This window comes from Catenibacterium faecis (assembly GCF_014306455.1).
In the GTDB taxonomy this organism is placed as follows: Bacteria; Bacillota_I; Bacilli_A; order Erysipelotrichales; family Coprobacillaceae; genus Catenibacterium; species Catenibacterium mitsuoka_A.
In genome coordinates this window covers 23,958-42,909 of sequence record NZ_JACRWG010000014.1, presented here as the reverse complement: position 1 = coordinate 42,909, position 18,952 = coordinate 23,958, and the positions used below count along the sequence as shown (strand labels likewise).

Annotated in this window: 19 protein-coding genes, 1 rRNA gene and 1 other annotated feature; of the genes, 18 read left to right on the top strand and 2 right to left on the bottom strand. The window is 34.6% G+C overall.

Translation table 11 applies throughout. The features are described from left to right. The first annotated feature begins 9 nt into the window (after positions 1-9). The 8 genes from rrf (at position 10) to ileS (ending at position 8,443) form a co-directional block, all read left to right on the top strand. Positions 10-118 (top strand): 5S ribosomal RNA (rrf, locus tag H8909_RS04960). A 69-nt stretch (positions 119-187) separates the two neighbouring features. Next, positions 188-2,158 (top strand): glycosyltransferase, encoded by a 1,971-nt coding sequence (locus tag H8909_RS04955; RefSeq protein WP_187012065.1) that lies wholly within the window; start codon positions 188-190, stop codon positions 2,156-2,158. Then, positions 2,151-3,092: a 3'-5' exoribonuclease YhaM family protein gene (locus H8909_RS04950; RefSeq protein WP_187012064.1), complete on the top strand. Its 942-nt coding sequence runs from the start codon at positions 2,151-2,153 to the stop codon at positions 3,090-3,092. Before H8909_RS04955 ends, H8909_RS04950 begins: the two co-directional genes overlap by 8 nt. A gap of 197 nt (positions 3,093-3,289) precedes the next feature. Continuing rightward, on the top strand, positions 3,290-3,571 hold the full coding sequence (locus H8909_RS04945) for a hypothetical protein (RefSeq protein ID WP_202985904.1): 282 nt from the start codon (positions 3,290-3,292) through the stop codon (positions 3,569-3,571). A gap of 233 nt (positions 3,572-3,804) precedes the next feature. Further along, the gene (locus tag H8909_RS04940) at positions 3,805-4,230 is read left to right on the top strand and encodes a cell division protein SepF (RefSeq protein WP_117459551.1); all 426 of its coding nucleotides are present in this window, start codon (positions 3,805-3,807) and stop codon (positions 4,228-4,230) included. Positions 4,231-4,264: 34 nt separating this feature from the next. Further along, the gene (locus H8909_RS04935; protein WP_187012063.1) at positions 4,265-5,011 is read left to right on the top strand and encodes a YlmH family RNA-binding protein; all 747 of its coding nucleotides are present in this window, start codon (positions 4,265-4,267) and stop codon (positions 5,009-5,011) included. 12 nt (positions 5,012-5,023) lie between these two features. Then, positions 5,024-5,473: a DivIVA domain-containing protein gene (locus tag H8909_RS04930; protein ID WP_187012062.1), complete on the top strand. Its 450-nt coding sequence runs from the start codon at positions 5,024-5,026 to the stop codon at positions 5,471-5,473. Continuing rightward, positions 5,448-5,648, top strand: a binding site (T-box leader). (Overlaps the previous gene by 26 nt.) Positions 5,649-5,683: 35 nt before the next feature. After that, positions 5,684-8,443 (top strand): isoleucine--tRNA ligase, encoded by a 2,760-nt coding sequence (gene ileS, locus H8909_RS04925; RefSeq protein WP_187012061.1) that lies wholly within the window; start codon positions 5,684-5,686, stop codon positions 8,441-8,443. Between the two features lie 67 nt (positions 8,444-8,510). Here the strand turns inward: ileS and H8909_RS04920 are convergent, their stop codons facing one another. Next, complete coding sequence (locus tag H8909_RS04920; protein ID WP_022424664.1) at positions 8,511-8,705, bottom strand: hypothetical protein; 195 nt, start codon at positions 8,703-8,705, stop codon at positions 8,511-8,513. Positions 8,706-8,820: 115 nt separating this feature from the next. Between H8909_RS04920 and H8909_RS04915 the strand changes: the two genes are divergently transcribed. The 4 genes from H8909_RS04915 to H8909_RS04900 all read left to right on the top strand — a co-directional run bounded on the left by H8909_RS04915 (position 8,821) and on the right by H8909_RS04900 (position 12,182). After that, positions 8,821-9,474: an HAD family hydrolase gene (locus H8909_RS04915; RefSeq protein ID WP_117459543.1), complete on the top strand. Its 654-nt coding sequence runs from the start codon at positions 8,821-8,823 to the stop codon at positions 9,472-9,474. After that, a complete protein-coding gene (locus H8909_RS04910; protein WP_187012060.1) occupies positions 9,458-9,892 on the top strand; it encodes a 2-thiouracil desulfurase family protein in 435 nt (144 codons plus the stop codon). The genes H8909_RS04915 and H8909_RS04910 overlap by 17 nt, the downstream gene beginning before the upstream one ends. A gap of 83 nt (positions 9,893-9,975) precedes the next feature. Next, complete coding sequence (locus H8909_RS04905) at positions 9,976-10,911, top strand: type I phosphomannose isomerase catalytic subunit (RefSeq protein ID WP_187012059.1); 936 nt, start codon at positions 9,976-9,978, stop codon at positions 10,909-10,911. A gap of 92 nt (positions 10,912-11,003) precedes the next feature. Then, positions 11,004-12,182, top strand: coding sequence for an NAD(P)-dependent malic enzyme (locus tag H8909_RS04900; RefSeq protein WP_202985903.1), 1,179 nt, complete (start codon positions 11,004-11,006; stop codon positions 12,180-12,182). A gap of 55 nt (positions 12,183-12,237) precedes the next feature. Here H8909_RS04900 and H8909_RS04895 read toward each other — a convergent pair whose 3' ends face one another. Beyond that, positions 12,238-12,978: a YebC/PmpR family DNA-binding transcriptional regulator gene (locus H8909_RS04895; RefSeq protein WP_022424669.1), complete on the bottom strand. Its 741-nt coding sequence runs from the start codon at positions 12,976-12,978 to the stop codon at positions 12,238-12,240. Between the two features lie 117 nt (positions 12,979-13,095). Between H8909_RS04895 and H8909_RS04890 the strand changes: the two genes are divergently transcribed. The 6 genes from H8909_RS04890 (at position 13,096) to H8909_RS04865 (ending at position 18,843) form a co-directional block, all read left to right on the top strand. After that, positions 13,096-14,208, top strand: a complete 1,113-nt coding sequence (locus H8909_RS04890) for an aminoacetone oxidase family FAD-binding enzyme (RefSeq protein ID WP_187012057.1) — start codon at positions 13,096-13,098, stop codon at positions 14,206-14,208. Between the two features lie 124 nt (positions 14,209-14,332). After that, positions 14,333-15,475 carry an ABC transporter substrate-binding protein gene (locus H8909_RS04885; RefSeq protein ID WP_187012056.1) on the top strand — a complete coding sequence of 381 codons (1,143 nt, stop codon included), beginning with the start codon at positions 14,333-14,335 and terminating at the stop codon, positions 15,473-15,475. A 61-nt stretch (positions 15,476-15,536) separates the two neighbouring features. Continuing rightward, positions 15,537-16,409, top strand: a complete 873-nt coding sequence (locus H8909_RS04880) for a branched-chain amino acid ABC transporter permease (RefSeq protein ID WP_192924007.1) — start codon at positions 15,537-15,539, stop codon at positions 16,407-16,409. A 3-nt stretch (positions 16,410-16,412) separates the two neighbouring features. After that, on the top strand, positions 16,413-17,360 hold the full coding sequence (locus H8909_RS04875; RefSeq protein ID WP_187012055.1) for a branched-chain amino acid ABC transporter permease: 948 nt from the start codon (positions 16,413-16,415) through the stop codon (positions 17,358-17,360). After that, on the top strand, positions 17,357-18,133 hold the full coding sequence (locus H8909_RS04870) for an ABC transporter ATP-binding protein (RefSeq protein WP_187012054.1): 777 nt from the start codon (positions 17,357-17,359) through the stop codon (positions 18,131-18,133). Before H8909_RS04875 ends, H8909_RS04870 begins: the two co-directional genes overlap by 4 nt. 2 nt (positions 18,134-18,135) lie before the next feature. Beyond that, positions 18,136-18,843, top strand: coding sequence for an ABC transporter ATP-binding protein (locus H8909_RS04865; protein ID WP_022424674.1), 708 nt, complete (start codon positions 18,136-18,138; stop codon positions 18,841-18,843). The last annotated feature ends 109 nt before the right edge of the window (positions 18,844-18,952 follow it).

Sequence of the window (18,952 nt, the reverse complement as noted above, 5' to 3'; positions counted from 1 at the left end):
CCTCGAGGATCTGGCGGCGATAGCATGATGGACACACCCGTTCCCATCCCGAACACGGAAGTTAAGCATCATAACGGCGACGATAGTGTGAAGACGCGACAATAGCAAGCTGCCAGGTCCTTTTTTTTATGTTTTAATTTTCTATTATATTCAGTATAATGTAAGTGCAAGCTAAAGGAGATTCAACATGCGTATTGCGATATTTACAGACACTTATTATCCTGATATTAATGGCGTTGTTTCATCAATTGGTATACTCAGAAATGAATTAATGAAACATGGTCATCAAGTCTTGATTATAACTACAATTCCTCCTCTTGGTGTTCATATTGAAGATGATCCATTTATTATAAGAATGAATGGAATCTCTCTTAAAAGTATTTATGGATACCGTATGGCAGGCATTTATAATAATAAAATATTTAAAAAGATTAAAGAATTTAATCCAGATATCATTCATACGCAGACTGAATATGGCGTAGGCTTATTTGGACGATTATGTGGTTATAAGCTTAACATTCCTACAGTATATACATTCCATACCAATCTTTATGACTACACTTACTATGTCACTAAAGGAATCGAACCATTTGATTCAATCGCAAAAAAGATTGTCAAGAAGCTGATGAAGATATATACAACCCATACAACTTCTCTTATTGTCCCTAGTGTTAAAACAGCTTCTATGATGAAATCTATTGGTATCAAAAAAGAAATCAATATTGTACCAACTGGACTCGAATTAGAACGCTTTAAAAGATATAATAAAGAACATACAAATCAAATCAAAGAAAAGTATGGCCTTAGTGATCATTTTAATTTAATCTCTTTAGGTAGACTTGCTGAAGAAAAATCATTAGATCTCATCATTAACGCAATGCCTGAAATCATTCAAAGAAATCCAAATATACGATTGTTTATTATAGGTGATGGACCTGCAAAGAACACTTTGATGCAATTAACACATGATTTAAAAATGGATGATTATATTCGTTTTGCAGGATGTCAAAGTGCAGACGTTATTCCTGATTTCTATTATTCCGGTGATCTTTTTGTCTCAGCATCTCTAACTGAAACACAAGGTCTAACATTTATTGAAGCAATGGCCTCTTCTTTACCAGTTCTTGCAAGATATGATTCTAATTTAGATCCTGTTATTGTAGAGGGTGGTAATGGTCATTTCTTTTATACTCAAGAAGAATATATCAAAAAAGTAATAGAATTATCTCATAAGGATCTTACACCTTATAAAGAGTATGCAGCAAAGCATGCCCAACAATTTGATTCTCATACATTCTATAAAGGAGTGATGCATGTGTATAACAGGTCTATTGATCATTTTGAAAACTGTTTTGTAGTCTCTTCAATAAAACCACATGAAAAGCTAGTCTCAGTAGAATTTGTAAGTGGTAAAAGAAAAATAGCTCTTGAATGTACTATAGAAGATGTAGAAACATTCCATCTCGCCATTCAAACTCGTGTCAATCAGGAAGTTATAGATATTCTTAAAGAGAAGCAGAATATCAGACATTTATATTTTAAAGCAGTAAAACTGCTTAGCTATCATGACTATTGTTTCCATGACTTAAAGAAACGCTTAGAAACTTATGGAGACTATAATGAAATTGAGATTATGAAATGTATGGCATTATTAACAGATCGCCATCTCATAGATGATCGTAAATATGTAAGAAGCTATATTGATGCAACTCTTAAGAAGGGTAAAGGCTTAAAAAGGGCACTTATTGATTTAAAGAATAAAGATATTCCAGAACATTTAATTGAAGAAGAAATCGAAAAATTTGACGAATCAGAAGAAATAGAATATGCTTTTAATATTGTGGATCAGCTCTATTCAAACAATAGAAAGCTTTCTCCACAGGGATTAATTCAAAAAATCAAGAGAACCTTATATAATAAAGGATATAGCGAAAATACAATTCTTTCTGTTATGAATAGCTATGATTTTGAATTTTCTCATGAACGTACATTGTCTTTATTAAAACAGGAATGTGAAAAGACATATAAACGTTATCAAAATAAATATCATGATCAGGAATTAAAGATGCGTATCAGCCGTTTTCTTAAGCAGAAGGGGTATGATTATGAAGATATTCTGATTGTGATGGATGAAATATGGAGTGAATTGAATGATTAAAATTAATGAAATGAATCCAGGAAAAGAAACAGTTGGTTTTGAAGCTATTATTATCTCAGTCACTGTAGGTAAAACAAATGGTGCCAACAAGTCTTCTTATTTAAATATTGTCTTACAGGATGCAACAGGCACTATTGATGCAAAGCTCTGGTCTGCCACAGATGAACAGATTCGTTTATTTGAAAGAGGACAGGTTGTAAGAGGTAAAGGAGATATCATCAATTATAAGGGCATGAGACAGATGAAAATCGTTAAGCTTGAGCCTATTGAAATGAATGATGAACAGAAGGCTTTATTCTTACCACAGCCACCTATTGAAAAAGCAGTGATGCAGAAGGAATTAGATATGTATATGAAGAAGATCCACAACATTCGTCTTTATGCGATTGTTCATGGACTTATTGAAAAACATTATACAGCTTTTGTGAACTATCCTGCAGCCACTAAAAATCATCATGATTTTGCCTCAGGACTTCTTTATCATACTTTATGTATGTTGAAGCTTGCAGATCAGCTCATTAACGTTTATAGCTATTTAGATGCAGATTTACTATATGCAGGTGTTATTCTACATGATATTGGTAAGGTTAAAGAATTTACTGGACCTATTGTTCCTGCTTATTCTATTGAAGGAAGCTTAGTAGGTCATATCTCTATTGGTCATGCAATGGTGAAGGACATGGCAGAAGAATTACATATCGAGGGAGAAGAAGTATTCTTACTAGAACATATGATTCTTTCTCATCATGGTAAACAGGAATATGGTTCTCCAGTTCTTCCACAGATTCCTGAAGCAGAAGCATTAACACTTATTGATAATGTAGATGCAAGAATGAATATGTTTGAAAAAGCCCTCAAGGATACTGAACCAGGATCATATTCTGCACGTATCTTTGGATTAGAAAATAGAAATGTATACAAATCACATCACTAATGTGTTATAAATTAGTGGCGAAAAACCCATAGGCTTGCCTATGGGATGAAAGCCACATAATTTTTACTTGAGTTAAGCATAAGGGTAAGTTTAATAAGAAAAAACGTTTTGGCAGGTCTATAAAGAATAGATGGGCTTCTGGGTTTCAGGCTGCTGTAGAAGAAAAATTCAAGACCATTGATGGTACATATATAGAAGTGCCTAATGATTATAGAGCATCACAATATGACCATATTGCAGATGATTACATAAAGAAGAAATTATCTGGTAGGATGTATCATTTAGCAGATGGAACTCTAGTACAACGAGACTGGTATTCATCATTTCTGTTGTACTGCTATGACTACAGGACTAGGAATATAGATAGAGACAGATGTATTTCAGAATTTGAAAAGTGTTACAGTAAGGAAGAAGCCTTAATTAAAAGAATTAAGATTAATAGAATCAAAGTATTGAATAGTGGAATCAAAATAGTATAAAATAAACATAAGGGAGATTGATTATACTTCCATATCGTAAGATAGAAATTTACCGTTAATGTGGTCGTTGGACTGCTTGGTAATAGAAGTTCTTACTCAAATAGATTTACACTTGTATTCCAAAGTCTGAAAATGATGTACGATTACAAGCTAAACTTGATAGTAAGAACCCCACGAGCTTGCCCGTGGGAGTAGTCAGAATAAACAAAACAAACAGGAGGTTTTACATGTGTATGGATAAGGTTAAAGATTGGTTATTCGGTGAAGAAGAAGGATATACAGAAGATTACAATACTGCACAAAACGGACAGGAAGAAAATTCTAATATTTTTGAAAACAATAAGACTAAAAAGACAAGTGAGATGTTGAAGCCATTTGATGCCAACTCTAGTCTTGTATTATTTGAACCACGTGCTTATTCTGATTCTCAGGAAATTGGTGGTTATTTAAAGAAAAATAAAGCAGCTGTCGTTAACCTACATCGTTTACAGAAGGAACAGCAGAAACGTGTTGTTGATTTCTTAACTGGTGTTATTTTCGCAATTGATGGTGATATTCAGGTAATTGGTCCTAAGATTTTCTTATGTACACCTAAGAACATTGGTGTAACTGGTTCAATTACTCTTGATGATGACACACCTACAAGTACGGAGGAATAAGTATTAGCATTCGCTAATACTTTTTTTATGAAATATGTTAGAACATTTTAAAGGTGATGAAGAATTCGTCTCTAAAATACTAGATTACAAAGATCAGGCACTTTACTCACAGCGTATGATTCTTACACAATTTCTTGATCCACATCAGCAGTCCATTGTAGAAAGTGTTATTGGTCATGAACTCAAAGTAGAAGCAGATGGAGGATTTGATGGGGCAGAAAATAAAAGAGTACTCATAGCGCCTGATTTCTATGAATTTGAACCTGAAGATTTTAAAGTCACAGTATTTCAAGTAGATTACAATGATACATTTGGAAAACTTAAACATTCCGATGTCTTAGGGGCTTTAATGCATTTAGGTATTAAGCGTCAATGTATCGGTGATATCAATGAAGAGCCACTTTCCTTTGCCTGTATGACAGAAAATAGCGATTATATTCGTATGAATCTCACACGTATCAAACGTTCTTCTATTCATTTAGTAGAAAGTAAAGAACGTCTTTCTATTCAGCAGGATACCTATACTAAAACAGTGATCGTTTCTTCTTTGCGTTTAGATAAGATGGTTGCGCAATTATTTGGCATCTCTCGCAATAAAGCAGTAGAAGCCATTCGTGGTCAGTATGTCAAGCTTAATTACAAAGTTATTGAAGATATTTCAAAAATATGCGATAATAACGTTATAATATCTTTACGTCATCATGGCCGAGTAAAGATATTCATAACAGATAGAAGAACAAAGCAGGATAATTATGTAATAGAAGGCCAATATTATCGATGAGGGGACACGGTTATGGGATACATGTTCAATAAGCAGCTTCGTGGATATAATACTGAAGAAGTCGATGATACGATTGAGACTTTAGAAAAGAAAATTCAGGAAACTACTTTACAAATCAGAAGACTTGAAAAAGAATTGGATAAAGTTAAAAAAGAAAATATCGCGATGGCTAATCGTCAATCTATTGAACGAAAGACCAATGAAGAGATTTCCCGTCTTGCTTTAAAGGAAGCCAGTGAACTCATTACAAAGGCGAAGCATAATGCGAATATGATTCTTAAAGAGTCTATGAATTATGTGAAGGGTTTAAGTGATGAAGTAGAAGGCTTTAAGGATGAAGCAAAAGATTTTAGGGCTGAAATTGTAAAAATCAGCACAGAATTGCTAGAAACTATTGACAAATCAGAAATTTTTAGTTTAATTAATGAAGAAGAAAAAAAAAGCGAAGAAAGAGAGCGCTGATCAAGAGAACTTATAGAGAAACCGTGGGTGGTGGAAACGGTGAAGGTGTATTGGTCAGGAATCACTCTGGAGCTGCATCCTGAATAAAGTAGGGAATGCCGTTGATTGCGTTAAGATCTTAAGTGCATATCGAATGATATGAACAAAGGTGGTACCGCGTGCAAACGTCCTTTATGAAGGACGTTTTTTTATTTGTGAAAGGGGATATATATGAATTACAAAAGCACACTCTTAATGCCAAAAACTGATTTTGAGATGCGTGGTAAGCTTCCTACTAAGGAACCTGCTTACGTAGAAAGATGGCAGAACGCTAACATGTATGAAAAGGTGATCAAGCAGAATGAAGGAAAAGAACATTTCATTTTCCATGATGGACCTCCATATGCAAATGGTAATATGCATGTTGGACATATGTTAAATAAGGTTATTAAAGACGTTATTTGTCGTTATAAGAATATGGAAGGTTTCTATACACCATATATTCCAGGATGGGATACTCATGGTTTACCTATCGAAAATGCAATTCAGAAGCAGGGTGTAGATAGAAAATCTATGTCTACTGCAAAGTTCAGAGAAAAATGTTATGCATATGCATTAAAGCAGGTTGAACGTCAGATGCAGCAGTGTATCCGTGTAGGTACATTTGCAGACTACAAACATCCATATTTAACTTTACATAAAGAATTTGAAGCAAGACAGATTGATGTATTTGCGAAAATGGCTGTAGATGGATTAATCTATAAAGGATTAAAGCCAGTATATTGGTCACCTTCATCTGAATCAGCATTAGCTGAAGCAGAAGTAGAATACCATGATGTAAAATCACCTACTATCTATGTACGTTTCAAGGTAAAAGATGGTAAAGGTATCTTAGAAGGTGATGATAACTACTTTGTAATCTGGACTACTACTCCTTGGACAATCCCAGGAAACCAGGCAATCTGTTTAAACCCACGTTTCACTTATGCATTAGTTAAATCTGAAAAAGGTAATCTTGTTGTCTTAGAAGAATTAGTTGATTCATTATGGGAAACATTTGGATTAAAAGAAAAAGAAATCTTAAAACGTTTCAAGGGTGAAGAATTAGAATACATCACATGTACTCATCCACTTTATCCAGAAAGAGAATCATTAGTTATCATGGGTGACCATGTTACAACTGATTCAGGTACTGGATGCGTTCATACAGCAAGTGGATTTGGTGTAGACGACTTTAACATCTGTCAGAAATATAAATTACCAGTACTTGTAAACGTTGATGAACATGGCTGCATGATGGAATCATGTGGTGAATGGCTTGCAGGTCAGTATGTTGATGATGCAAACAAGACTGTTACAGTAAAACTAGAAGAATTAGGCGCTTTATTAAATCTTACTTGGATTACACATAGCTACCCTCATGACTGGCGTACTAAGAAGCCTATCATCTTTAGAGCAACTGACCAGTGGTTCTGTTCTATCGATAAGATCAGAGAAAAACTATTAAGTGAAATCGATAGCGTTAACTGGATCAATGAATGGGGTCATATTAGAATCTATAACATGATTAAAGACCGTGGTGACTGGTGTATCTCAAGACAGAGAACTTGGGGTGTTCCAATTCCAATCTTCTATTGTGAAGATGGTACTCCTGTAATTGATCAGAAAGTATTTGATCATGTATCAGCACTATTTAGAGAATTCGGTTCAAACGTATGGTTTGAAAGAGATGAAAAAGATTTATTGCCAGAAGGTTATACAAACGAACATTCACCAAATGGTATCTTCAAGAAAGAAAAAGATATCATGGACGTATGGTTTGACTCAGGTTCATCACATACTGGTGTATTAGTAGAAAGAGGATTAGGCTATCCAGCTGATCTATACTTCGAAGGTAGTGACCAGTATCGTGGATGGTTCAACTCTTCATTAATCATCGGTACTGCAGTACATGGTAAAGCACCATATAAGACTGTCTTATCTCATGGTTTCACTCTTGATGGTAAGGGATTAAAGATGAGTAAGTCTGGTGGTAACGCTGTAGATCCAATCAAGACAATCAATAAATGGGGTGCTGACATCTTAAGATTATGGGCTACTACTGTAGACTTCCAGTCAGATGTACGTATCTCTGATGATATCTTAAAGAAAGTATCTGAAAGCTATCGTAAGGTAAGAAATACTATGCGTTTCTTACTTGGTAACTTAAATGATTTCAAGGATACTGATGTATTACCAGTCAATGAATTAGAACCAGTTGATCAGTATATGTTAGCTAAGTTAAATGACTTAATGGATGCATATCATAAGTCTATGGATGCTTATAACTTCTCAGAAGCAAACAAGGAAATCTTAAACTACTTCACTAATACATTAAGTGCATTCTATATGGACTTCACAAAGGATATCCTTTATATCGAAAAGGCTGATTCTACAAGAAGAAGACAGGTACAGACAGTTCTTTATCATCATGCAAAGACAATGATGAAGTTAATCTCACCAATCTTAGTCTTCACTGCAGAAGAATTACATGATCACTTCCATTGTGATGCAAAACAGGAAGAATCTGTATTCCTAGAAGCTAAGCCAGAAAAGTTCGAAATTGAAAATGCTGATGCATTAAAAGAACAGTTCGATTTATTCATGAACTTACGTACTGATGTTATGAAATCATTAGAAAACTTAAGAGCTGAAAAAGTAATCAATTCTAACATGGAAGGTAAGCTTACTATCACTCTTAAGGATGAATATAAGTCTTTAGCTTCATTAGAAGATTCTATGAAACAGTTATTCATCGTCGCAAAAGTGACTTTAGATGATAATGCAGAAGGTAAAGATGAATATGAAACTTGTTTCATCAAGGCAGAAAAATTCCATGGTGTTCAGTGTCCAAGATGCTGGAACTGGTTCGAAGAAGGCGAATTAGTAGATGGATTATGTCCAAGATGTCATGAAGTTGTAGAAACTTTACCATCTAGTGAAGAAGAATAAAAAACAAGGATATGAGGATTGCCTCATATCCTTTTAACATCCAATAAAAAAAGTCTAGAAATCTAGACTAATAACCGCGCTTATATTCATTAAAGCGATCTAAAGAGTATCCGATTAATCTTAACACAAAAATCAAAACAAAACCTACCGCAAATAAGATATATAAATGTGCAAAGAAGCCAATCACACAGCATAATGCAAATACGATATAGCCAATAGTTGTTAAGAAATCCATATATTTATGTTCTTTTAATCCGTTCATAATTTCACCTCATTCTAGGATATTATATCATTCTCTGTAAGCGAAAACAATTGCAGAATTACTCTTAAACTTGCGGGGTAGGAATGCTATAATGGGTGTAATTATGGAGGCAGTTATGATAAAAGGTTGTATATTTGATTTAGATGGAACATTAGTTGATTCTTTAAAGGATCTTGCAGTAAGTACAAATCATGCTTTGGAGGCATGTGGGTTAGCACCACATCCTATTGAAAACTATAAACAGTACGTAGGTAATGGTGTTTTAAAACTAGTAGAACGTGCACTTGGAGAAGATCATCAGGATTTGTTTGATCAATGTTTACAAGAATTCATGGATTACTATAAGGATCATTGTTTTGATTACACAGCACCATATCCTGGTATTAAAGAATTAGTAGAAGATTTACATAAAGAAGGTATTAAGCTTGCTTGTGTTACTAATAAACCACATACAGTAGCTGAAGTGATTGTACCTAAGCTATTTGGTGATCGTTTTATTACTACATATGGGGGATGTGCAGATTATCCTAAAAAGCCTGATATTACTTCTTTAAATCTTGCATTAAATGATATTGGTTTAACCAAGGATGAATGTGTCTTTATTGGTGATTCTAATGTAGATATAGAAACAGGAATTAACGCTTCTATGAAGACAATTGGCTGTGATTGGGGATTTAGAGGGGAAGCAGAGTTAAAGGCTGCAGGAGCTACTAAAATCGCTTATAAGGCACATGACATCAAGGAGTATGTAGATGATTGGAATAAGTAAATGCTTATGTGGCTATGATTGTACTTATCGAGGAGATTCTAATAGAATAGAAGCATTAGAACTTATTGATAAGAAAGGTGAAGCAGTACTTATTTGTCCTGAAGTATTAGGAGGACTCTCTATTCCTAGAGATCCTGCTGAAATAGTTTCAGAAGAGCCATTATGTGTAGAGACAGTAAATGGCAAAAATGTTACAAAGGAATATGTAGAGGGAGCACAGAGGGCGCTAGATATACTTAAAGCATATGATATTGATTATGTTATTTTAAAGAGCCGTTCACCTAGCTGTGGTCTTAATCATATTTATGATGGCTCATTCTCTCACAGGGTCATTGATGCAGATGGAGTCTTTGTACGTTTACTAAAAAAAGAAGGATATAAGATTTATACAGAAGAAAATTATCCAGGTAAGCAGTAAAAAATATACAAAGTAAGCGCTAGACTAGAAAAATAGGAATGAATATATTAGAATATGAGTATATGAAATAGGAGGAATATATAATGGGTCATATTTTAAAGGTCCAGCCAGTTTTAAAAGAAAAAATCTGGGGTGGAACTAAGTTAAGAGATGTTTATGGTTATGATATCCCAAGTGATCATACAGGAGAAGCATGGGTTATCTCAGGTCATAAGAGTGGCGATTGCCCAATCGTTGAAGGTGAATATAAAGGAAAAACAGTATCATGGATGTTTGAGAATCATCGTGAATTATTTGGTAATGTAGAAGGTGATCAGTTCCCATTACTTGTAAAAATTATTGATGCTAAACAGGATTTATCTGTACAGGTACATCCAGATAATGAATATGCAAAAATTCATGAAAATTCTTTAGGTAAGACTGAATCATGGTATGTATTACAGGCGGATGATGGTACAGATATGGTTATGGGTCATTATGCTAAAACTAAAGAAGAATTCATTAAGGATATTGAAGAAGATAAGTATGATGAATTACTCAATCGTTTTAAAATCCATAAGGGTGATTTCTTCTATATCCCAGCAGGTACATTACATGCAATCTGTGGGGGTTCATTAATCTATGAAGCACAGCAGTCTTCAGATATCACTTATCGTGTTTATGATTATCATCGTAAGGGTGATGATGGTAAAGAAAGAGAATTACATGTACAGCAGTCAATCGACTGTACAAAGGTACCAGCTGATTTAGATCAGAATAAATTATTTGTAAATACTAAATTAGACCATGGTTCTAAGACTAGATATTTAAAGTGTGAATATTTAACTGTTGATCATTACTTAATTGAAGGAAGCACAGAAATTAAGAATGATGATCCATTCCAGTTAGTATCAGTGATTGATGGTGAAGGTACTGTCAATGATATGCCTATTAAAAAGGGTGATCAGTTTATTATCTGTTCAGATGTTGATTTAGTACATTATGAAGGTGGACTAGAATTAATGGTGACAACACTATAATTCATTTAAGAGCACGTAAGTGCTCTTTTATTGACTTCTATTGAAATGCTTCGTATAATTTTGGTATAAAATTGATGATAAGGAGAAAAGGTATGGATATATATGAAAAAGCATTAGCACTTCATAAAGAACATCATGGTAAGATGGAAATCAATGTGAAGGTACCAATGGAAACAATGGAAGATTTATCTATGGCTTATACACCTGGTGTTGCTCAGCCATGTCGTGAAATCCACAATAATCCAGAAACTGTTTATGATTATACATGGAAGGGTAATAGTGTGGCAGTAGTCAGTGATGGAACTGCAGTACTAGGACTTGGTGATATTGGACCAGCTGCAGGACTTCCAGTAATGGAAGGTAAATCTATCTTATTTAAGAAATATGCGAATATTGATGCTGTTCCTCTTTGTATTGATACAAAGGATCCTCAGGAAATCATTAAGTTCTGTAAACAGATTGCCCCCACTTTTGGTGGTATTAACCTAGAAGACATCAGTGCACCACGTTGTGTAGAAATTGAAAGAACACTAAAGAAGGAATTAGATATTCCTGTATTCCATGATGATCAGCATGGTACAGCTATTGTCGTTACTGCTGCTTTAGTGAATGCTTTAAAGGTTGTAGATAAGAAACCGGAAGATGTCACTGTAGTAGTCAGTGGTACAGGTGCTGCAGGAAGCTCTATTATCCATATGATTCATGACTTAGGTGTTAAGGAAATCTATGGCTTTAATATCAATGGTATTGTGATCAAGGATGATTATGATAAGTATGACTTCTTAACTCAGGAATTAACAGAAATTACAAACAAATCTAATAAACGTATGACTATGGCAGAAGCAGTCAAAGAAGCAGATGTCTTTATTGGTGTTTCAGCTCCAGGTCTTCTTACTAAAGAAATGGTTCAGTCAATGAAAGAAAAGCCAATTGTATTCGCAATGGCTAATCCAGAACCTGAAATTAAATATCATGATGCAGTAGATGCAGGTGCTGCAGTCGTAGGAACTGGACGTTCAGACTTCCCTAACCAGATCAATAATGTATTAGCCTTCCCAGGCTTATTTAGAGGCGCTTTAGATGTTCATGCCACTAAGATTACTGAAGGTATGAAATTAGCTGCTGCAAAGGGCTTAGCAAGTCTTGTAAGCGATGAAGAATTAAATAAGGATTACATCATTCCTCGTGCAACTGACGCACGTGTAGCAGTGACTGTTGCCAAAGCAGTAAGTGACCAAGCTATTAAAGAAGATGTAATTGCTCATAAATAATACAGATACGGTTCATAAGAACCGTATTTTTTTGCGAAAAAAAGAATAGCTCTCGCTATTCTTCTTCACCATCATCATAGTTAGAAACATTGTGATAAACCTGGTCAACATCATCACAGTCATTAAGAAGATTCATTAGTCTTTCAAATAAAACCATATCTTCACCTTCAAGTTCAACTGTTTCCTGTGGTTTAGTTTGGATTTCATCAACATCAAATTCAACATCAGGAAGCTTATTTTCAATAGCTGTCTTGATTGCGTTATAATCAGTTGGTTCACCAGTAATCTTTAAGCTGCCATCTTCTAAAGTTTCGATATCTTTAGGATCAACTTCGCCTTCGATTAATGCATCAATTGCAGTTTCTTCGTCCATTCCTTTGAACTGAACAACAGATTCTACATCATATAAATAAGATACTGAACCTTCAGCACCAAGCTTAGCTTTTGATTTAGTGAATGCAGGACGTACCTGTGAAATAGTACGGTTGATGTTATCTGTTAAACATTTAACAATAACAGTTGATCCTGAAGGACCAAAACCTTCAAACTGTACACTTTCATAATCTTCTACAGCACCGTTCTTAACTTTATCAATCGCACGCTTGATAACGTCTCCAGGAACCTGATCTTTCTTTGCTTTTTCAATTAATCTTCTAAGGCTTAGATTACCGTCCGGTTCAGGGCCGCCTGCCTTCGCTGCTAAATAGATTTCTTTACCATAGTAAGAATAAAGTTTAGTTTTCTTAGCAGCAGTCTTTGCCATTGCGGCTTTACGTACTTCATGAGCTCTACCCATAATCTAATTCCTCCTTGTAAATTTCCTTAAACATTATAAACACAAAGACTAATTATTTCAATAAAGAATTGGAAAATACACTGGAAATGCATTACTATTGTATCGAGGTGTATAAAAATGAAAAAGAAAATGATTATTATTGGGGGAGGTATATCAGGTATATATCTTTCTATTTTATTAAAAAAATATCTAGATATTGATGTGGTTGTACTTGAAGCCAATGACAAACCATTAAAGAAACTTTTAGCGACAGGTAATGGGCGTTGTAATCTTTCTAACAAGGATCTAGACAAGGCACATTATGATGGAGACATCAAACCATGGGTAAATGATATCATTCATGATTTTGATATAGTAGAAGCACTTAAGGATATTGGCCTTTATACAAAATATATGGGTAATCTCTTATACCCTTATAGTGAGTCAGCCAAAGCTGTACAGACATTATTTTTAAATAGAGCTGAAGAATATGGCGTAAAGATTATATGTGATGAAGAAGTATTGTCAATTAAAAAGAGTAAGCATGGTTATTTTATTCATGCAGCGCATCAAGATTATCAAGCAGATTATGTCACTATTGCCTGCGGTACTCCTGCTGGTAAATTATCAGGTATGAAAGATAGACGTACTTTATTTAACTCTCTTAAAGTTGATTATCGCCCTATGAGACCAACTATTACTCAGTTAATTACTACTCCTGCTTATAAGAAATTAAAGGGTGTTAGAATGAAGGGAGAATTTACTCTAAATGGACATACAGAAAAAGGAGAACTTCTTTTTACTGATTATGGTATTAGTGGAATTGCAGTCATGGTATTAAGTCGCTATGCCCGTCCTGGAGATAGGATACTATGCGATTTCTATCCTGAGTTTACTGATCAGGAGTTATATTCTATTATTCATACACTACAAACAATGAGTGGTCCTTATGATGGTTTAGTTCATCCAAAACTTGTTCCAATACTAGAAAATAAGAAGAACCCTGTATCCTTCCTAAAACATCTAGAATTGACTGTCAAAGAGCTAAGAGGTGAAGAATTTGCCCAGGCAGACCTTGGGGGATTGATGATTTCTAATTTTAATGAATCTTTTGAATTCATCAACTATCCTCATCTTTATGCGACAGGTGAAATATTAGACATTACTGGAGATTGTGGTGGATATAACATTCATTTTGCGTTAGCAAGCGCTTATTCAGTATATAAAGAGGTTTCAAAAACAATACAATAAATTAGGAAAAAGGTAAATAAAATTAAAATTATTTGTTTTGTTGTAAAAATAGTAAAGAAATTATATTGACAAACCAAAATGAGATTGTATAATAAGGAGCATATACAAATTGGAGGGATAATGTATGAAATTTAAAACAATCGTGACAGCTGGTGCAGTCGCAGCAATGTTAGTAGGTTGTAGTAATGGGAATTCTGCTACAACAGATATCAAAGCACCTAAATTTGGCTTTATCGGCCCACTAAGTGGTGAAGCTTCTCAGTATGGTTCAGCCGTAAAGAATGCTATGAAGATGGCTATTAATGATTATAACAAGAAACATGGCACTAAGATTACAGGCGTTTACTATGATGATAAGGCTGATCCAACTACAGCCGTAAATGACTATAACAAGTTATATAATGATGATAAGGTCACTGCAGTTCTTTCACCAGTAACAACTGGTTCTGCACTTTCCGTAGCAAGTGCTGCAAGCAAGAACAACACACCAGTTCTTTCACCATCTGCTTCAGGTGATAAATTCACTATGAATGGTAAAACAGCTTATAAGAACGTATTTAGAATCTGTACAAATGACTCTTATGCTGGTACTTACTTAGCTAAACAGTCTAAAGCTAAATATGATTTCAAGAACGTAGCAGTTCTTTACAACAAGGAATCTGATTATTCTACAGGTGTTGCAGCTGCTTATAAAGCTGAAGCTAAGAAGCAGGGTGTTAATGTTTCATTCTATGAAGCATATAATGCAAATACTAAAGATTTCTCAACATTCATTTCTAAGATCAAACAGGCTAATCCTGATGCTGTTTTCTTACCAGATTACTATGAATCAGTTGTATCTATCACTAAACAGTTAAGAGACTCTGGCGTTAAGGCTCCAATATTTGGTGCTGATGGCTGGGATGGTGTTCTTGGTGTTAAGGGTGTTAACACTGCAGACTTTGAAAACTGCTTCTTCACAAGTGGTTACAACAAAGATGCAACTGGCGGTCCTACATATGAATTCGTAAAAGCTTATGAAAAAGAATATGGAACAACTCCAAGTATGTTTGCTGGTATGGCTTATGATACAGTTACTGTTATGATGAAAGCTATCAACAAAGCTAAATCAACTGATCCTGAAAAGGTAAATGCTGCATTAGAAAAGGTCAAAGTATCTGATGATGAAGCAGTTTGTGGTGGATTCACTTATGATAAGAACCACAACCCTGTTAAGGAATTAAATATCGTTACTATTAAGAACGGTCAGTATGTAACTGCAAAATAACGATGAATAAAGGAGAGTTCATCTCTCCTTATTTTTTTATTTTTAGAGGGGAGAAGTAATTATGATTAACTTTATCAACCAAATCATCAACGGACTCTCGACTGGGAGTATGTATGCTTTAGTTGCAATTGGTTATACAATGGTTTATGGTATTGCGAAAATGATCAACTTTGCCCATGGTGATATCATCATGGCAGGGGCTTATTTCGCATTAATCGCGATGGGTTTTGTAGGACCTATTCCAGCAATCTTGTTTTCTATAGTTGCCACTGCAGCTTTAGGTGTTTTAACAGAAAAAGTAGCTTATAAACCTTTAAGAGGTAAAGGTTCACTTGAAGTATTGATTACTGCCATTGGTGTCAGCTACTTATTAGAAAATGTATTCTTATTAATTTTTGGTAGTGCAGCTCGTACATTCCCACAGATTATGCCAAAGGGTACTATCAATCTCGGCGGTATTTCTATTAAATATATCACTGTTATTACTCTTGTAGTAACAGCTGTATGTACTGCTGTTCTATTGTTCTTTATTAATAAGACAAAGCTAGGAAAAGCAATGCGTGCTGTATCAGAAGACCAGGGTGCAGCCCAGTTAATGGGTATTAATGTAAATACAACAGTATCTCTTACATTTGCGATTGGTTCAGGACTTGGTGCTATTGCAGGTGTTATTTATGGATGTGCTTATTCATTAATTACTCCATATATCGGTTTAATGTTAGGTATTAAAGCATTTATCGCAGCTGTACTTGGTGGAATTGGTAGTGTACCAGGAGCTATGGTAGGTGGTTTAATGCTTGGTGTTGCAGAATCACTTACTATTGCATATATCTCATCAGATTTCTCTGATGCGGTTGTATTTGGTATTCTTATTCTTGTCTTATTAGTTAAGCCAGCAGGCTTATTTGGTAAGAATGTAAGAGAGAAGGTGTAGTCTATGGAAAAACTATTAAAAAACGAACTATTTAGATCATTTATTCTTTCAATTGTGATCTTTGCGGTATTGATGATAGGAACAGCTACATCTGTTATTAACTCTTATTGGCAGGGTGTATTAATTCTTTGTGGTATTAATATTATCCTCGCTGTATCACTTAACTTAGCAGCTGGTTATTTAGGTCAGCTTACTTTAGGACATGCTGGTTTCATGTCAGTAGGTGCTTATACATCAGCTTTAATTAGTATTTATTTGAATCTTCCATTTATCGTATCATTACTTATTGGTGCGATTGCTGCTGGTGTTATTGGTTTAATTATCGGTATTCCAGTATTAAGATTAAAAGGTGACTATCTTTGTATTATCACTCTTGCTTTCAATGAAATCATCCGTGTTATTATGAATAACCTTGAAATTACTAATGGCGCAAAAGGTTTAATTGGTATTCCTTTGAATACAAATCTTGTTTATGTCTTTATCGCAATGATTATCACAATCTTTGTCGTATATTCAATTGTGAAATCTAGACATGGACGTGCCATCATCTCAATTCGTGAAGATGAAACAGCATCAGAATTATCTGGTATTGATGTTGGTTATTATAAAGTATTTGCCTTTGCAGTCAGTGCTATTTTCGCAGGACTTGCAGGAGGCTTATATGCACATTATTATACAGTTATCCTTCCTAAAGGATTTGACTTCAACAAATCAGTTGAAATTCTAGTTATGGTAGTACTTGGTGGTATGGGTAACTTAAAAGGCTCTATTATTGCAGCTATAGTGCTTACTATAATTCCAGAATTATTGATCTCATTCTCACAGTATAGAATGTTGTTATATGCAATTGTATTAATTGCTGCTATGATTTTAAAAGGAACTGGTAAAGGCGAACAGATCATGGAACGTCTTCCATTCTTTAAAAAGAAAGATGAGGTGAAGCCAGAATGAGTACACCATTATTAAAAGCAGAAGGTCTTGGTATTCAGTTTGGCGGATTAAAAGCCGTAGATGAATTTAACTTTGAAATCGATAAGAACCAGTTATTTGGTTTAATTGGTCCAAATGGTGCAGGTAAAACAACTGTCTTCAACCTATTAACAGGTGTTTATCAGCCAACAAGTGGTCGTATCCTTTTTGAAGGACATCCTATTAAAAAAGCGAATACAATTAAGATTACTAAAGCTGGTATCGCTAGAACATTCCAAAATATTCGTTTATTCAAGGAAATGAGTGTTATTGATAATGTAAAAGTAGGACTACATTATTCCCATCCTTATACTGTCTTTGATGCATTATTCCATACACCTAAATATAAGAAAGCTGAAGCTGCTATGCAGGAAGAGGCTTTATCATTATTACGTGTTTTCCATCTAGAAGAATTTGCGGAATCAAAGGCAAAGAACTTACCTTATGGTAAACAGAGAAAGCTTGAAATTGCGAGAGCACTTGCGACTGCACCTAAGCTATTATTATTAGATGAACCTGCTGCAGGTATGAACCCTACAGAAACAGCTGAATTAATGGAAACTATTAAGATTGTAAGAGAAAAGTTCTCAGTTGCAATTCTTCTTATTGAACATGATATGAAGTTGGTTATGGGTATCTGTGAAAAGATTGCAGTATTAAACTTTGGTACAGTACTTGCTTTTGGTACACCTGAAGAAATTAGAAACAACCCTGATGTTGTAGCTGCCTACTTAGGCAATGAAGAGGAGGGCTAAAGATGTTATTAGAAGTTAAGGATCTTGAAGTACATTATGGTGTCATTAATGCGATTAAGAAGATTTCATTTAATGTAGAAGAAGGTGAAATCGTTGCACTTATTGGTGCCAATGGTGCAGGTAAAACAAGTACAATGCATGCCATCTCTGGCTTATTAAATGGTAAGAGTGGTGATATTATCTTTAATGGTGAAAACATCATGAAGACTCCTGCTCATAAGATTGTCTCTAAAGGTCTAGCACAGGTTCCTGAAGGACGTCGTATCTTTGCCCAGTTAAGTGTTGCTGATAACCTAGAAATGGGTGCTTATCTTCGTAATGATGCAGATGGTATTAAGAATGACCTTGAACATATTTATACATTATTCCCACGTTTAAGAGAAAGAAAGAAACAGTTAGCTGGTACATTATCTGGTGGTGAGCAGCAGATGCTTGCAATGGGCCGTGCTTTGATGTCTAAACCAAAACTATTACTATTAGACGAACCATCAATGGGTCTTTCTCCAATTCTTGTCAATGAAATCTTTGATATCATTAAAGAAGTTAATGAAAAAGAAGGCGTTACTATCCTTCTTGTAGAACAGAATGCGAATAAAGCACTTTCTATCGCAGATCATGCTTATGTACTTGAAACAGGTAATATTACTGTATCAGGTGAAGCGAATGATGTTGCAAATAACCCACGTGTTAGAGAAGCATATCTTGGCTAATAAGTTCTCCTTAGGGAGGACTTTTTTTATATCAATAACAATGTTGTTATTTACTCTGTGTACACTTATTGAAATAATCAGAATATATATGTTTGATAAATTAGGATTC

What these genes read in the sequence shown, in the direction of transcription:
- H8909_RS04955 (WP_187012065.1), top strand. Translation starts at nt 188, where the DNA reads ATGCGTATTGCGATATTTACAGACACTTATTATCCTGATATTAATGGC.
- H8909_RS04950 (WP_187012064.1), top strand. Translation starts at nt 2,151, where the DNA reads ATGATTAAAATTAATGAAATGAATCCAGGAAAAGAAACAGTTGGTTTT.
- H8909_RS04940 (WP_117459551.1), top strand. Translation starts at nt 3,805, where the DNA reads ATGGATAAGGTTAAAGATTGGTTATTCGGTGAAGAAGAAGGATATACA.
- H8909_RS04935 (WP_187012063.1), top strand. Translation starts at nt 4,265, where the DNA reads ATGTTAGAACATTTTAAAGGTGATGAAGAATTCGTCTCTAAAATACTA.
- H8909_RS04930 (WP_187012062.1), top strand. Translation starts at nt 5,024, where the DNA reads ATGGGATACATGTTCAATAAGCAGCTTCGTGGATATAATACTGAAGAA.
- ileS (WP_187012061.1), top strand. Translation starts at nt 5,684, where the DNA reads ATGAATTACAAAAGCACACTCTTAATGCCAAAAACTGATTTTGAGATG.
- H8909_RS04920 (WP_022424664.1), bottom strand. Translation starts at nt 8,705, where the DNA reads ATGAACGGATTAAAAGAACATAAATATATGGATTTCTTAACAACTATT.
- H8909_RS04915 (WP_117459543.1), top strand. Translation starts at nt 8,821, where the DNA reads ATGATAAAAGGTTGTATATTTGATTTAGATGGAACATTAGTTGATTCT.
- H8909_RS04910 (WP_187012060.1), top strand. Translation starts at nt 9,458, where the DNA reads ATGATTGGAATAAGTAAATGCTTATGTGGCTATGATTGTACTTATCGA.
- H8909_RS04905 (WP_187012059.1), top strand. Translation starts at nt 9,976, where the DNA reads ATGGGTCATATTTTAAAGGTCCAGCCAGTTTTAAAAGAAAAAATCTGG.
- H8909_RS04900 (WP_202985903.1), top strand. Translation starts at nt 11,004, where the DNA reads ATGGATATATATGAAAAAGCATTAGCACTTCATAAAGAACATCATGGT.
- H8909_RS04895 (WP_022424669.1), bottom strand. Translation starts at nt 12,978, where the DNA reads ATGGGTAGAGCTCATGAAGTACGTAAAGCCGCAATGGCAAAGACTGCT.
- H8909_RS04890 (WP_187012057.1), top strand. Translation starts at nt 13,096, where the DNA reads ATGAAAAAGAAAATGATTATTATTGGGGGAGGTATATCAGGTATATAT.
- H8909_RS04885 (WP_187012056.1), top strand. Translation starts at nt 14,333, where the DNA reads ATGAAATTTAAAACAATCGTGACAGCTGGTGCAGTCGCAGCAATGTTA.
- H8909_RS04880 (WP_192924007.1), top strand. Translation starts at nt 15,537, where the DNA reads ATGATTAACTTTATCAACCAAATCATCAACGGACTCTCGACTGGGAGT.
- H8909_RS04875 (WP_187012055.1), top strand. Translation starts at nt 16,413, where the DNA reads ATGGAAAAACTATTAAAAAACGAACTATTTAGATCATTTATTCTTTCA.
- H8909_RS04870 (WP_187012054.1), top strand. Translation starts at nt 17,357, where the DNA reads ATGAGTACACCATTATTAAAAGCAGAAGGTCTTGGTATTCAGTTTGGC.
- H8909_RS04865 (WP_022424674.1), top strand. Translation starts at nt 18,136, where the DNA reads ATGTTATTAGAAGTTAAGGATCTTGAAGTACATTATGGTGTCATTAAT.